Origin of the sequence: Micromonospora violae (assembly GCF_004217135.1) — a bacterium.
GTDB classification, from domain to species: domain Bacteria; phylum Actinomycetota; class Actinomycetes; order Mycobacteriales; family Micromonosporaceae; genus Micromonospora; species Micromonospora violae.
In genome coordinates this window covers 4,451,679-4,467,162 of the sequence record NZ_SHKK01000001.1, presented here as the reverse complement: position 1 = coordinate 4,467,162, position 15,484 = coordinate 4,451,679, and the positions used below count along the sequence as shown (strand labels likewise).

Below are 15,484 nucleotides of genomic sequence, written 5' to 3'. Positions count from 1 at the left end.
GGTCGAGGGGAGTGGCACCGATGGACCGGCGTCCGGCGATCAAACCGGAACCCGACCTCCGGCCGGATGACTCCGGCCGGGACGACGACAGCTTCGATTCGGCGACCGACGGGGACGGCTACGGCCGACTCGACACGGGCGTCACCGGGCTGACCGGGTCGAGCATCGACACCATCTACGAACTGGGCCTGCCGACCGAGGCGTTGGCCGACGACGTGGACGATGCCGACCTCGACGAACCAGTTCCCAACGCGGAGCGCCTGGTGGCCCAGGCCGTCGCGCTCGCGGGGGACGACCACGACGCGGCGACCCTTGTCGGCCGTTTCTGGCGGTTCGCCCCGGACGAGGAGCTGGTCGGCTTCACGGCGGAGGAGATGCTCGACGCGGCCCGGGCACACCGGGACCTGGCCCAGCAGCGGGTGCCGGGCGAGTTGAAGCTGCGGATCCACGAACCGCACGCGGACCAGCACCACACGGTCGTCGAGATCGTCACGGACGACATGCCGTTCCTGGTCGACTCGGTGACGGCGCTGCTCAACTCGTACCACCTCGACGTGCACCTGCTGGTGCACCCGCTGGTGGTGGTGCGGCGTGAGCCGCTGGGCCGACTCACCGAGGTCTCCGCGGATGTGGAGCCGGACGACGCGATCTCCGGCGACATCATCGAGAGCTGGATGCGGATCGAGATCGACCCGGTCCGGGACGCGGCCGAACGGGATCGGCTGCGCCGCGAGTTGCAGCGGGTGCTCACCGACGTGCGCGAGGCGGTGGAGGACTGGCCGAAGATGCGGCAGCGGGCCCTCGCGCTCGCCGACGAGCTGGCGTCCGCCCGTACGTCCGACAACCGCCCACCGGTGCCGGAGAAGGACATCACCGACTCGGTGGAGCTGCTGCGGTGGCTCGCCCACGACCACTTCACCTTCCTCGGCTACCGGGAGTACCGGCTGGTCGACGCCCCCGGGGGCGACGCGACCGACCCGGTCGACGGCAAGGCCCTCGAAGCGGTGCTCGGCACCGGGCTGGGCATCCTGCGCTCCGATTCGCCGGAAGCGCGGTCGCTGTCGTCGATGACGCCGGAGGCGCACGAGAAGGTGCTGGAGAAGCGCCTGCTCATCATCACCAAGGCCAACTCCCGGGCCACCGTGCACCGCTCGGCGTACCTGGACTACATCGGCTTCAAGATCTTCAACTCCGCCGGTGAGGTGATCGGTGAGCGGCGCTTCCTGGGCCTCTTCTCGACGGCCGCCTACCGGACCAGCGTCCGCGAGCTCCCGGTGGTACGCCGCAAGGTGGCCGAAGTGCTGGACCGCTCCGGCCTGAGCCAGCGCAGCCACTCCGGCAAGGATCTGATCCAGATCCTGGAGACCTACCCGCGCGACGAGCTGTTCCAGATCAAGACCGACGACCTGTACCACGCGGTGATCGGCGTGCTGCGGATGGCCGGCCGCCGGCAACTGCGGGTCTTCCTGCGTCGGGACGCCTACGGGCGGTTCATCTCCTGCCTGATCTACCTGCCCCGGGACCGGTTCACCACGCAGAACCGCCTGCGCATGCAGGACATCCTGCTGCGTGAGCTGAACGGTGTCGGGGTGGACTACACCACCCGCGTCACCGAGTCGATGCTCGCCCGGGTGCACTTCATCGTGCGTACCGACCCGACCCGGCCGCCCGGCGACATCGACGCCGACCTGCTGGCCGAGGAGTTGGCCGACGCCACCCGGCTGTGGGACGACGACTACCGGTTGGTGCTGGAGCGCAAGCTCGGCGACGAGCAGGCCAAGCACCTGTTCACCCGGTACGCCGACGCGTTCCCGGAGGGCTACAAGGACGGGCACACGCCGTACGAGGCGATGAAGGACCTGGCGAAGCTGGAGCTGCTGGAGGAGCCCGGCCAGCTGGAGATGCACCTGTTCCGCAAGCAGTTGGCGCCCCGACCGGGCACCCGGGTGCCGGGCGCCGACCTGGCCGAGGCGATGGACGTCCGGTTCAAGGTCTACCGGTACGGCGAACCGATGATGCTCTCCGCCGTGCTGCCGGTGCTGCACTCCCTCGGCGTACGGGTGGTCGACGAGCACCCGTACGAGGTGGACCGGATCGACGGTCGGGTCTACCTGTACGACTTCGGCCTCATGCTGCCCGAGGGGCATCAGGAGTTGGCCGAGGTGCGCCCGCACGTGGAGAACGCGTTCGCGGCGGCCTGGCGCGGCGAGGCCGAGGTGGACCGGTTCAACGAGCTGGTGCTGCGCGGCGGGTTGACCTGGCGGCAGGTGGTGGTGCTGCGGGCGTACGCGAAGTACCTGCGGCAGGCCGGCACGGTCTTCTCCCAGGACTACATGGAACAGACCTTCATCGCGTACCCGAAGCTCGCCGCGTTGCTGGTGGAGCTCTTCGAGACCCGGTTCGCTCCGGGTGAGTTGAGCGCCGAGCAGAGGCAGCAGCGCAGCGGTGAGCTGGTGGAGACGATCCGGGGCGCGCTGGACGATGTGGCGAGCCTCGACCAGGATCGGATCCTGCGGTCGTACCTGACGTTGATCGAGGCGACCCTGCGGACGAGCTTCTACCAGAAGCGCGCCGACGGGCGGCCGAAGGCGTACGTCGCGTTCAAGCTCGACCCGCAGGCCATTCCGGACCTGCCCGCGCCGCGACCGAAGTTCGAGATCTTCGTCTACTCGCCCCGGTTCGAGGGTGTGCACCTGCGGTTCGGGCCGGTGGCCCGGGGCGGGTTGCGGTGGTCCGACCGTCGGGAGGACTTCCGTACCGAGGTGCTGGGCCTGGTCAAGGCGCAGATGGTGAAGAACACCGTGATCGTGCCGGTCGGCGCCAAGGGCGGCTTCGTGCTGAAGCAGAAGCCGGGTGACCGGGACGAGGCGGTCGCCTGTTACCAGGAGTTCGTCGGCGCGATGCTGGACGTCACCGACAACATCGTCAGCGGGCAGATCGTGCCGCCCGAGGACGTGGTCCGGCACGACGGCGACGACCCGTACCTGGTGGTGGCGGCCGACAAGGGCACCGCGACCTTCTCCGACATCGCCAACGAGATCTCCAAGGCGCACAACTTCTGGATGGGCGACGCGTTCGCGTCCGGCGGATCCGCCGGCTACGACCACAAGAAGATGGGCATCACCGCCCGGGGTGCCTGGGAGTCGGTCAAGCGCCACTTCCGGGAGCTGGGCCACGACACCCAGACCCAGGACTTCACAGTGGTCGGCGTCGGTGACATGTCCGGCGACGTGTTCGGCAACGGGATGCTGCTCTCCGAGCACATCCGGCTGGTGGCCGCCTTCGACCACCGGCACATCTTCCTCGACCCGGAGCCGGACGCCGCCACCTCGTACGCGGAGCGCCGGCGGCTGTTCGACCTGCCCCGGTCCTCCTGGGAGGACTACAACCCGGAGCTGATCTCGGCAGGTGGGGGCATCTTCCCGCGGACCGCGAAGTCCATCCCGATCACGCCGCAGGTCCGGGCGGCGATCGGCCTGGACGACGACGTCACGCAGATGTCGCCGCAGGACCTGATGAAGGCGATCGTCACCGCTCCGGTGGACCTGTTCTGGAACGGCGGCATCGGCACCTACGTCAAGGCCTCCAGCCAGACCAACGCCGAGGTGGGCGACAAGTCCAACGACGCGATCCGGGTGGACGGGCGCAACCTGCGCTGCCGGGTGGCGGGCGAGGGCGGCAACCTGGGCTGGACCCAGCTCGGCCGGATCGAGTACGCGTTGACCGGTGGCCGGATCTACACGGACTTCATCGACAACGCGGCCGGGGTGGACACCTCCGACCACGAGGTGAACATCAAGATCCTGCTCAACACGGCGGTGGCCGACGGCGAGCTGAGCATGGCCGAGCGGGACGAGCTGCTGGCCGGGATGACCGACGAGGTCGCCGAGCTGGTGCTGCGGGACAACTACGACCAGGCTCGGGCGATCAACAACGCTCAGGCCCAGGCCGCCTCGCTGCTGCCGGTGCACCGCCGGATGATCAACGAGCTGGAGCGTTCGGGCGGGTTGGACCGGGCGCTGGAGGCGCTGCCGCCGGACGAGGAGCTGGCGGTCCGGAGCGAATCCGGCCTGACCGCGCCGGAGTTCGCGGTGCTGCTCGCGTACGTGAAGATCGTCCTGGAGCGGGAGATCCTCACCGACGGGTTGGCCGACGAGGAGTGGACGACCGACGTCCTGGTCAACTACTTCCCGACGCCGATGCGCGAGCGCTTCGCCGACCGGATGGGCCGGCACCGGCTGCGCCGGGACATCGTCACCACCGTGCTGGTCAACGAAGCGATCAACCGCGGTGGCATCTCGTTCATCTTCCGGGTGGTCGAGGAGACGGCGGCCAGCGCGGCGGACGTGATCCGGGCGTACGTGGTGGTCAGCGAGGTGTTCGGCCTGCGCGACCTGTGGGACGCGGTCGAGGCGCTGGACAACAAGGTGGCGCCGGAGCTACAGACCAGCGTCTACCTGGACACCCGCCGGCTGCTCGACCGGGCGGTGCGGTGGCTGGTCTCCAACCGGCGCTCGCCGATCGACGTGCCGGCCGAGATCGCCCGCCTGCGGGACGGGGTGACCCGGCTGCTGCCGGGGCTGGAGGAGCTGTTCTACGGCAACGAGCGCCAGGGCATCGCCGCGCACATGGACTCGATGACCGAGCGTGGGCTGCCCCGCGACCTGGCCGAGCGGGCGACCCGGCTGATGTACAGCTTCGGCCTGATGGACGTGGTGGAGACCGCGAACGCCAGCGGGCGGGACGTCAGCGAGGTGGCCTCGGTCTACTTCGTGCTGTCCGACCTGTTCCGGGTGGACTCGCTGCTGTCGAAGATCTCCCTGCTGCCGCGGGAGGACCGCTGGCAGACCCTCGCACGGATGGCGCTGCGCTACGACCTGTACGCCGCGCTGGCCGCGCTCACCGCGGAGGTGCTCGACTCCACCCCGGGTGACCTGCCGCCGCACGAGCGGGTGCAGCAGTGGGAGCAGTCGAACGCCACCTCCATCCACCGCGCCCGCCGGGCGATGGGGGAGTTCGACGAGTCGCGGGCGGATCTCGCCGCCCTGTCGGTGCTGCTGCGCCAGATCCGCACCCTGGTGCGGACCTCCGCCGCCGCCTGAGTCAGTGCGCCGGACGCGGTCCGGCCGGTCGGGGTGACCCGACCGGCCGGACCGCGGTTCGTTCGTCGTGGTCACGCCGCCAAGGTGGCGAAGACGACGATGTTGTCCGGGTAGCTCTTCGCGGCCTCGTCGAACTGACCGCCGCAGGTGACCACCCGCAGGCTGGGTCGGTCGCTCGGTCCGTACACCAACTCGGTGGGGAAGGCCGTCTTCGGGTACGCCTTGACCGAGTCGACCGTGAAGGTGGCCGGGACTCCGTCGGCGCGGCGCACGGTGATGGTGTCGCCGGGGGTGAGCGCGCCGAGGTCGAAGAAGACGGCCGGGCCGAGCACCGCCGAATCCACGTGCCCGACGATGACCGCGTTGCCCGTCTCACCTGGGCTGGCACCGGGCTCGTACCACCCGGCCTGGTCGGCCTGGTCCAGTGGAGGGACCTGGACGGTGCCGTCCGGGTTGGTGCCCAGCGACATGATCGTCGCGTCGACGCCGATCCGGGGGATCTCGATACTGGTCGGCGCAGAGCGGGCCAACCCGGCCGGGGCGTCTCCCGGACCGACCGGCTGCCCGTCGACGGCTGGGGCGTCGTCGGCGATACTCGCCGGCCCCGTGACGTCGGGGCCGGCCTGGGCCAGCGGCTGCGGCGGTCGGGGAGTGGGCGTGGTCTTCAGGGAGGCGCCGATCATGCCGGCGCCGATCATGGCCATGGTGACGACGACGGCCGTGCCGGCGGCACGCCACGGTCTCCCGCGGCGGCCGCCGGCCGGTGTCGTCGTCACGTCAGACGAGCGAACCATCGGTCCGCCGACGACGCATCAGCACGATCCCGCCGAGCGCGGCAGCGCCGAGCAGGCCCGCCCCGCCGGCAGCCATGCCCCGGTCGGTGCTGGTGCTGACGCCGCCGTCACCACCGTCGACACCGCCGTGCGGCAGCACGACGAGCTCGCCCTCGCCGCAGGAGCCCTTGAGCTCGTAGCGGCCCGGCTTGGCGTCCTTGTCGACCTTGGCTTCGCCGTAGTAGACGAACTCGCGCTCCTTGTCCCAGTCGCGCTTGTCCGAGCCGTGCTCGTCCTTGCTGTCCCAGCCCTTGTCGGAGCCGTAGTCGGAGCCGTGCTCGTCCTTGGACTCCCAGCCCTTGTCGGAGCCGTACTCGGAGCCGTGCTCGTCCTTGGACTCCCAGCCCTTGTCGGAGCCGTAGTCGGAGCCGTGCTCGTCCTTGGACTCCCAGCCCTTGTCGGAGCCGTACTCGGAGCCGTGCTCGTCCTTGCTCTCCCAGCCCTTGTCCGAGCCGTAGTCCGAGCCGTGCTCGTCCTTGGACTCCCAGTCCTTCTTGTCACGGCCTTCTTCGGCGTCCTGGCCGTGCTCCTCGCCCTTCCAGTCCTTGCGGTCCTCGTCGCCGTAGGCGTCGGCGGCAGCGCCGCCACCCTGGCCGCCCTTGTACTCGTCCTTGCCCTTGTCGTCCTTGCCCTTGTCGTCCTTGCCGTGCTCGTCCTTGCCCTTGTCGTCCTTGCCCTTGTCGTCCTTGCCCTCGTGGTCCTTGCCCTTGTCGTCCTTGCCGTGCTCGTCCTTGCCCTTGTCGTGGTCGGAGGAGTCCTCCTCGCGCCACTCGCGGTCCTCACCCCGGTCTTCATGCGCCGGCTTGAGCTTGACCTTGCCGGTGACCTTGGACCACACGAACGCGTGCTCCTGCCGATCCGGGCAGATCTCGAGGAGCTTGACCTCGTCGCCGGCCTTCACGACGTGCGGCTTGGCGTAGACCTTGCCATCGTCGTGGCCGTCGGCCGCCGCGATTCCCGGTGCGAACACCAGGAGCGACGCGCCGCCGAGCGCGGCGCCCGCAACGACCTTCCCGAGCATCTTCTTAGCCATGACCTGCGTCACTCCATCCCCTGTTGTCCTGAGCTCGGCGACAACCGAGCTAAGACCGACGTTAGACCGTTTCATGACTTATGAAGTGAAAGATTCGCGTTTTGACCTTTGATCCAAGTAAGAGGTGAAGGGGTGCTACGTGGCTTTCGCCGCCCGGGGTGCCGTCTTCGGCGTCCGCCGGTCTTCTGGGCGGGCTGCGGCGTTCGGTGCCCGGCGTTCCCGCCCGCCCCGGTCATCCGGTAGCGGCTGCTCCGGGACGCCCGTGGTCGCTCGGGCGGGCTCGGGGGTATCGTCCGAAACGGCTCGGGCAACGCATCGAGCCATTGCCATGGAAGCGCTCCCATGCAAGAATCGGCGAACGCGGTTCAGAGAGCCACACCGTGCAGGCAGGGGGTCGAGGGCACCCGGTTTCACCGGGGCGACATCCCGCCGCCGATCGACCGGCCGACGCTTCGGCTGGGCACCACCACCATCGCCCGTCCGGGTCGGGCGCCCCCCAAGAATCCCGTTGGCGCCGGCGGCCGTCCGTGTAGGACGCCTACCGGGCCGTCCCGCCGGGCCGCACCTGGGCCCGGTCTCGCCCAAGGAGATCAGTGGCATGAATGTGTGGAGAAGGCTATCCGGCCCACGCCGGGCCCTCGCGCTCGCCGGCGCGGGTGCCCTGGTCGCGGGTGGGCTCGTCACGATTCCGGTTACCGCGGCGCACGCCGCGACGCAGTGCGACATCGCGTACACGAGCAATGACTGGCCCGGCGGTTTCACCGCGAACATCACCATCAAGAACGTCGGCGACCCGCTGAACGGCTGGACGCTGGGCTGGACCTTCCCCAACTCCGGCCAGCGGGTGCAGCAGGGCTGGTCGGCCACGTACACCCAGTCCGGCAGCCAGGTCACCGCCCGGAGCATGTCCTACAACGGCACCCTGGCCACCGGTGCGTCGACGAGCATCGGCTTCAACGGCGCGTGGAGCGGCAGCAACCCCAAGCCGACCTCGTTCACCCTGAACGGTGTGGTCTGCAACGGTGGCACCACGACCCCGCCGACCGATCCGCCGACCGATCCGCCGACCGACCCCCCGACGGATCCGCCGACCGACCCGCCGACCACCAACCCGCCCGGCGCCAAGGTCGACAACCCGTACTCCGGGGTGCCCGGCTACGTGAACCCGGAGTGGAAGGCCAAGGCGGACGCCGAGACCGGCGGTAGCCGGATCTCCAACAACCCCACCGCCGTCTGGCTGGACCGGATCGCCGCGATCAACGGCACCCCGGACAGCAGCTCCAACGGAGCCTTCGGGGTGCGTGACCACCTGGACGAGGCGCTGCGCCAGGGCGCCGGTTACATCCAGTTCGTGATCTACAACCTGCCCGGCCGCGACTGCTCCGCGCTCGCCTCCAACGGTGAGCTGGGCCCGGACGAGCTGCCCAAGTACAAGGCCGAGTACATCGACCCGATCGCCGCGATCCAGGGTGAATCGAAGTACAGCAGCCTGCGGATCATCAACATCATCGAGATCGACTCGCTGCCGAACCTGGTCACCAACACGTCCGATCAGGCCGGCGGCACGGTCATGTGCGACACGGTCAAGGCCAACGGCGCATACGTCAACGGTGTCGGCTACGCCCTCGCCAAGCTCGGCGCGATCGGCAACGTCTACAACTACATCGACGCGGGTCACCACGGCTGGCTCGGCTGGGACTCCAACTTCGTCCCGACCGCCAACATCCTGAAGACCGCCGCGGTCGCCTCGGGCAGCACGGTCAACAACGTGCACGGCTTCATCACCAACACCGCGAACTACTCGGCGCTGCGTGAGCCGTACTTCAAGATCACCGACAACGTCAACGGTCAGTCGGTGCGGCAGTCCAAGTGGGTCGACTGGAACTTCTACGTCGACGAGCTGTCGTTCGCCCAGGCGTTCCGCAATCAGCTGGTCTCGGTCGGCTTCAACTCCAACATCGGCATGCTGATCGACACCTCCCGCAACGGCTGGGGTGGCTCCGCACGGCCCACCGGGCCGGGTGCCACGACCAGCGTCGACACGTACGTCAACGGGGGTCGGATCGACCGCCGGGCCCACCTCGGCAACTGGTGCAACCAGGCCGGCGCAGGCCTCGGCGAGCGGCCCCGGGCCAACCCGGAGACGGGCATTGACGCCTACGTCTGGGTGAAGCCGCCGGGTGAGTCGGACGGCTCCAGCAAGGAGATCCCGAACAACGAGGGCAAGGGCTTCGACCGGATGTGCGACCCGACGTACGGCGGTAACGCCCGCAACGGCAACAACCCGTCCGGGGCGCTGGACAACGCGCCGATCTCCGGTGCGTGGTTCTCCGCCCAGTTCCAGGAGCTCATGCGTAACGCGTACCCGGCGCTCTGACCGGAACGCTTCCGCGCTTACCCGCCACCGGCAGTAGGTGAGGCACTGCCGGCGGCAGGTTCCCCCGGGTCCCCGGCCCGACCGTCACAGGTCGGGTCGGGGACCCCCCTTTCGGGGCCCGATCAGGGCACCGTGCGTTCGATCGCGGCCCGACCCTGCTCGGCCAGGTCACGGCGGGCCTTGTCCAGGTTCTCCGGGGTCAGGTCCTGACCGCGGGCCATCACCAGGTCCTCCGGTTCCCAGGGCTGTTCGCCGCCGGTGCGGATGTTGTCCCCACCCGCGCCGGTGCCCGTCCCGGTCGCCCCGGTGCCGGCGGCGTACGGATCGCCGATCAGCTCGTCGGTGTCCGGTGCCAGGTCGGCGGGTCGGCCGCGGGGCTCGGCGAAGCCCGGCGTGTCCCGGTCGGGGCCGCCCCCGGTCCGCAGCTGCGGCACGGTGGCGTCATCATCCACCGCCGACGCCACCTCGGGGCTCTCCTCCAACGGCGGCTGGCGTTCGCGATCGGTCATGGTGCTGCCTCCTGGGTCCGACACGGTGCCTGCTGTCCCTCGCGTACCCCCTTGTGCCGCGCTCATGCCGCACGGCCCGGCGGTCAACCACCGGGCCGTGCACAGGACCTGCTCGTCGAGTCGGACGGTCAGCTGTCGGGCTGCTGCTCGTTGGGGGCCGGCGGTTCCGCCGGGCGCAGCCACTGCCAGAGCAGCATGAGCAGGCCGAACACGAGCATCACCAGCCCGGCCCAGAGGTTGATCCGGACGCCTTCGGCCTTGTCGATCTCGGCCCGGCTGTCGAAGATGCCGATCAGCGTCACGATGATCCCGTACGCGACGAAGAGGCCACCGATCACCCGGCGGATGTCGAACAGCCGGGCCGCGGCGGAGCGCCGCTGCGCCTCCTGCGTCTCGTCGATCAGTGGGTCCTGTGCCGGCTGGCCGTCGTTGCTCATCTGCCGACTCCTTTCCTCAGAAGACCGGGATGTAGAAGAGGGCGGCCAGCGCGACCGCGATCAGACCGAGCAGCACCGGGGAGCGGTACCAGGCGGCGTCCCCGGCGAGCACGTCGCCCTTCAGGTCGACGCCGCCCATGCCGTACACCAGTCCGCGCAGCTCCTCGTCCCGCTTGGGGGCGGTGAGCGGGGTGATGATCGCGGCGACCACCACCGCCGTGACGAACGCGAGACCGGCACCCCAGAAGCTCTCCTCCAGGTCGGAGTTGAAGTCGACCACGCCGCCCTTGTAGAGCAGGTAGAGGCTCAGCGACACCAGGGTCCCCAGCAGCAGCGACCAGAAGCCGGCCAGGGCGGTCATCCGCTTCCAGAACATGCCGACGATGAACGTGGCGAACAGCGGCGCGTTGAAGACGGAGAAGAGCGCCTGGATGTAGTTCATGATGTTGCTGAAGCCGGCTGCGATGAACGCGGTGCCGATGCCGACCACCACGGCCGCGACCGTCGCCCACCGACCGACCCGCAGGTAGTACTCGTCCGACCGGTCCCGCCGGACGTACGCCTGCCAGATGTCGTAGGTGAAGACGGTGTTGAAACCGCTCACGTTGGCCGCCATGCCGGCCATGAACGAGGCGAGCAGACCGGTGACCGCCACCCCGAGCACGCCGTTGGGGAGCAGGTCGCGCATCAGCAGCGGAATGGCGTTGTTGTACTGCAGGTCGCCGCTCTCCGCGCCGAGCCCCTTCACCGTGACCAGGGCGACCAGGCCGGGGATGACCGTGACCAGGGGGATGAACAGCTTCGGGTACGCGGCGATGATCGGCGTACGTCGGGCGGCGCTCATGTTCTTCGCGGAGAGGGCGCGCTGCACCTCGGCGAAGTTCGTCGTCCAGTAGCCGAACGACAGCACGAAGCCCAGGCCGAAGACGATGCCGATCCAGTGCGCGCCCAGCGGGTTCGCCGTGCTGCCGGTGTCCTGCCACGCGTGCAGGCCCGCCTCACCGAGCTTGGAGTCGCGGACGGCGTCCATCAGACCGTTCCACCCGCCGACCTTCACCAGGCCGATCACGGTGACCGGGATGAGGCCGGCGAGGATGACGAAGAACTGGAGCACCTCGTTGTAGATGGCCCCGGACAGGCCGCCGATGGTGATGTACGCCAGCACGATCGCCGCACCGACCACGATCGCCGTCCACAGCGGCCAACCGAGCAGCGCCTGCATGACGAGGGCCAGCGCGTAGAGGTTCACCCCGGCGATCAGCACCTGGGCGACGGCGAAGCTGAGCGCGTTGAGCAGGTGGGTGGGGCGGTTGAACCGCAGCCGCAGGTATTCCGGCACGCTGCGGACCTTGGAGCCGTAGTAGAAGGGCATCATCACGATGCCCAGGAAGACCATCGCCGGGACCGCGCCGATCCAGTAGTAGTGGACCGTCATGACGCCGTACTGGGCCCCGTTCGCGGCCATTCCGATGATTTCCAACGCGCCCAGGTTCGCCGAGACGAAGGCGAGACCGGTCACCCAGGCGGGCAGGGATCGGCCGGAGAGGAAGAAGTCGACGCTGGTCCGGATCGCGCGGCGCGCGGCGAAGCCGACCCCGAGGACGGTGACGAAGTACAGCGCCAGGATCAGGTAGTCCAGGCCATTCATGTTGAGCCGAAGGCCCTCGCCGTCCATCCCGTCACCTCTCGTCGACGTTCGCACTGGTTGGCGTGCGCGCGCCCTATTACCCCGTACGCACGGTTTCACTCCTGCGAAAAGGCGCCCCGGCCGTGTGGCCGGGGCGCCTTTTCTGATCGGTGACTCAGCGACCGAGTACGCGGTCCAGGAAGTCCCGGTAGTTGCGGACCGCCATCCGCAGTTGCTCGGTGTCGGCCGAGCCGGCGTCCTGCCACCCGCCCAGCGTGGTCTTCTGCGCCGCCAGCGCCGAGGAGAGGGCCTGGATGGCCTCCTCCACCAGCGACTGCGCTTCACCGGCCGCCGCCTGCGGGTCGTCGACGAAGCGCAGCTGCACGTCCCGCCAGCGGTCCCGGAAGCCCTGCGCGGTGTCCGGGTCGAGGAGCGTGGCCGGCTCGGCGGCGACGGTCGACCCGGCGGGTCGGTGTGTTCCGGCGGACTCCAACGTGGGGCTGGTGTCGTCGCCGGCGACCGGTTCGCCGTCCGCGTCCGGGTCGACCATCTCCGGCGTCGCGCTGCCGTAGCCCGCCGCGCCCGCGGTGGCGGCGTCCCGATCGCCGCTCAGATCGCTGCGCCGCTCGGGGCCGCCGTCCGTGCTGCCCGGCGCGACGACGGTCCGTGCCGACGTGTCCGCGTCGGTGCGGTCGTCGAGGTCGGCGCTGTCGTCGTCGAGGTCCGTGTCGCGGCGGTGCAGTTCGGCGGTGGGGTCGGCGCGCAGACCTTCCCGCTCGCCGTCCTCGGCGCCGTCGCCCGGCTGAGCGGTCCGCTCGGCCCGGGGGTCGGGCTGGTCCTGTGGGCGTGGGCTGGCCAGCGCCGAGGCGGCCACCGCGTCGGCCACCGTGGTGGCGCCGAACGTCGTGGGCAACGGCCCCGGCTCGTGGAAATCGCCCTCGTCGGTGGACCGGTCGTCGCGCCGGTGGCGCGGGTCGGAGTCGTCGGCGGCCTGCTCGTCGAAGGTGCCCCGCTCGTCGAGGGCGTCCTCCGGGACGTCGGAGCGGCCGGCCCGGTCGCTGGCCGGAGGTACCGGCACGGGCGCGGACCGAACTGCCTCCGGGTGGTCGTTGCTCACCTGCTGCTCTTCCTGGCGCATCGGTGGCCTCCTCAGCGGCTCGTGGCGTCGTGGTCCGGGTGATGGCGCTGTTCGGGTGTGCGGTGGCCGACCGGCTCCTCGCCGAGCAGATCGGCGAAGAGCGCGCGGTAGTGCACGACCGCCTGCCGCAGCTCCTCGGTGTCGGCCTCGCCCCGGGAGTTGCGCAGGTGGATCTCGTGCGCGTCCCGGTAGTTGGTCAACGTGCGGGCGTGCTCGACGGAGAGGTGGGCGATCTGGTCGGAGAAGTCACCGGTCGGGTAGCCCTGCTCCTCGATGAGTCGGGTGACCAGTTCGTCCGCGTCGCCCACGGTCTCGCCGGGGGAGTCGATGAAACGGACCTGGAGTTCCTCCCAGGCGGCGGTGTAGCGGGCCCGGGACTCCGGGCTCAACGGGGTGAGCGTCAGCTCGGCGTGCCGGCGTTCCCGGTCGCGCAGTTCGCGCTCCGCGGCGGACCTGCTGTCCTGTTCCGCCACCACCCGGTCGTACTCCGGGCCGAACCGGTTGCGCAGCGCGCGACGGTTGTTGAGTGAGCGGGCGGCCACGGCCAGCGCCGCGGCAATCACCAGCACGACGAGCACGATGACGATGATCTGCGTGGGCGACATGGGCTCCTCCTTCGTCATCTGCTATTCCCTCCGCGCAGTGATCGCCAATCCCGATCCGAGGCACTTTCCTGACCGGCCGCACTTGTGGGCCCGCCGAAACTTGACTCATTCCAGACAGGGCGATTGGGTGGGGTGATGCACCCACAGACCGGTAAGTCGATCCTCACCACCCGGCAGGGTCACCCCGTGCACAACAACCAGCAGCAGCGGACGGTTGGCTCGCGCGGCCCGGCCACGCTGGAGAACTACCACTTCCTGGAGAAGATCAGTCACTTCGACCGGGAGCGGATCCCGGAGCGTGTGGTGCATGCGCGGGGTTTCGTCGCCCACGGCGAGTTCGAGGCGTACGGGACCATCGGCGACGAGCCGGCCGCGACGTACACCCGGGCCAAGCTGTTCCAGGTCAAGGGCGCAAAGACGCCGCTGAGCGTACGTTTCTCCACCGTCATCGGTGGTCGGGACTCCTCCGAGGCCACCCGCGACCCGCGTGGCTTCGCGGTGAAGTTCCGCACCGAGGACGGCAACTGGGACCTGGTCGGCAACAACCTGCCGGTCTTCTTCATCCGGGACGCGATCAAGTTCCCGGACGTCATCCACGCGCTGAAGCCGGACCCGGTGACCTTCCGTCAGGAGCCGAACCGGATCTTCGACTTCATGTCCAACACCCCCGAGTCGATGCACATGCTGACCTGGCTGTTCAGCCCACGCGGCATCCCGGCCAACTACCGGACGCAGGACGGCTTCGGCGTGAACACCTACCGGATGGTCAACGCCGCCGGCGAGGGCGTGCTGGTCAAGTACCACTGGGTGTCGCAGCAGGGCGTCGAGTCGTTGACCGAGGAGCAGGCCGCGGCCATCCAGGCGACCGAGTTGGGGCACGCCTCCAAGGACCTCTACGAGGCCATCCAGCGCGGCGAGTGCCCCCGGTGGGAGCTGTGCGTCCAGATCATGGGCGACGACGAGCACCCGGAACTGGACTTCGACCCCCTGGACGACACCAAGACCTGGCCGCAGGACGCGTTCCCGCTGCGCCCGGTCGGCATGATGACGCTCAACCGCAACGTGAGCAACGTCCACAACGAGAACGAGCAGATCGCCTTCGGCGCCGGCGTGCTCGTCGACGGGCTGGACTTCTCCGACGACAAGATGCTGGTCGGGCGGACGTTCTCCTACTCGGACACCCAGCGCTACCGGGTCGGCCCGAACTACCTCCAACTGCCGATCAACGCGCCGCGTGAGGACGTCCCGGTCAACACCAACCAGGACGGTGGCCCGATGTCCTACCGGGTGGACAACCGGGCCGGCAACCCGCACATCACCTTCGAGCCGTCCTCGGTGGCCGGTCTCGACCAGGCCGACGAGTCGTACCGGGAGTACCGGCCGTTCGTCTCCGGTCAGGTCATCCGAGCCCCGATCGACCGGCAGAACAACTACGCCCAGGCCGGTGAGCGTTTCCGCACCATGCCCCAGTGGGAACGCGACGACCTGGTGAAGAACCTGGTCAACCTGTTGGGCCAGTGCGACAAGCAGATCCAGGAGAAGATGGTCTGGCACTTCAGCCAGTGCGACGACGGCTACGGTCGGCGGGTCGCCGAAGGCCTCGGCATCGCCGACCACTCGTGATCCTCGCCGCCCACGAACGCCCCGCCGGGGCATTCGCCATTCCCACCCTCCGCACATCCCGGAGCGTCGATGTGGGCGCGACGGGCGGTAGTGCAACCGCCGACGATTACGTATCCTGCCCAAGGCGCCCGCGCCGGTGCCCGGCGAACGGCCGGGCGCGCAGCCGGCCGGCGCGTTGCCCGGCGGTGCCGGCGCCCCTC

10 protein-coding genes are annotated in these 15,484 nt (G+C 69.5%); 3 read left to right on the top strand and 7 right to left on the bottom strand.

All coding sequences use genetic code 11. The features are described from left to right. Positions 1 to 20: 20 nt before the first annotated feature. The gene (locus tag EV382_RS19805) at positions 21 to 5,102 is read left to right on the top strand and encodes an NAD-glutamate dehydrogenase (protein ID WP_130404022.1); all 5,082 of its coding nucleotides are present in this window, start codon (positions 21 to 23) and stop codon (positions 5,100 to 5,102) included. Between the two features lie 71 nt (positions 5,103 to 5,173). Here the strand turns inward: EV382_RS19805 and EV382_RS19800 are convergent, their stop codons facing one another. Both EV382_RS19800 and EV382_RS19795 read right to left on the bottom strand, forming a co-directional pair. Then, on the bottom strand, positions 5,174 to 5,878 hold the full coding sequence (locus tag EV382_RS19800; protein ID WP_130404020.1) for a class F sortase: 705 nt from the start codon (positions 5,876 to 5,878) through the stop codon (positions 5,174 to 5,176). Position 5,879: 1 nt separating this feature from the next. Continuing rightward, entirely contained in the window at positions 5,880 to 6,968 is a 1,089-nt protein-coding gene (locus EV382_RS19795) for a hypothetical protein (RefSeq protein WP_130404018.1), read from the bottom strand. A 598-nt stretch (positions 6,969 to 7,566) separates the two neighbouring features. Here EV382_RS19795 and EV382_RS19790 point away from each other — a divergent pair. After that, a complete protein-coding gene (locus tag EV382_RS19790; RefSeq protein ID WP_130404016.1) occupies positions 7,567 to 9,345 on the top strand; it encodes a glycoside hydrolase family 6 protein in 1,779 nt (592 codons plus the stop codon). 122 nt (positions 9,346 to 9,467) lie between these two features. Here the strand turns inward: EV382_RS19790 and EV382_RS19785 are convergent, their stop codons facing one another. From EV382_RS19785 to EV382_RS19765, 5 genes are all read right to left on the bottom strand, one after another. Then, positions 9,468 to 9,854, bottom strand: a complete 387-nt coding sequence (locus tag EV382_RS19785) for a hypothetical protein (RefSeq protein WP_130404014.1) — start codon at positions 9,852 to 9,854, stop codon at positions 9,468 to 9,470. Positions 9,855 to 9,982: 128 nt separating this feature from the next. Further along, on the bottom strand, positions 9,983 to 10,291 hold the full coding sequence (locus EV382_RS19780; protein WP_130404012.1) for a hypothetical protein: 309 nt from the start codon (positions 10,289 to 10,291) through the stop codon (positions 9,983 to 9,985). Between the two features lie 16 nt (positions 10,292 to 10,307). Next, entirely contained in the window at positions 10,308 to 11,966 is a 1,659-nt protein-coding gene (locus tag EV382_RS19775) for a sodium:solute symporter family protein (RefSeq protein WP_130404010.1), read from the bottom strand. 127 nt (positions 11,967 to 12,093) lie between these two features. Beyond that, positions 12,094 to 13,056, bottom strand: a complete 963-nt coding sequence (locus EV382_RS19770) for a hypothetical protein (protein WP_130404008.1) — start codon at positions 13,054 to 13,056, stop codon at positions 12,094 to 12,096. A gap of 11 nt (positions 13,057 to 13,067) precedes the next feature. Further along, on the bottom strand, positions 13,068 to 13,661 hold the full coding sequence (locus EV382_RS19765) for a hypothetical protein (protein ID WP_130409017.1): 594 nt from the start codon (positions 13,659 to 13,661) through the stop codon (positions 13,068 to 13,070). Positions 13,662 to 13,796: 135 nt separating this feature from the next. Here EV382_RS19765 and EV382_RS19760 point away from each other — a divergent pair, with 135 nt between their 5' ends. Beyond that, complete coding sequence (locus EV382_RS19760; RefSeq protein ID WP_130404006.1) at positions 13,797 to 15,284, top strand: catalase; 1,488 nt, start codon at positions 13,797 to 13,799, stop codon at positions 15,282 to 15,284. Positions 15,285 to 15,484: the final 200 nt, after the last annotated feature.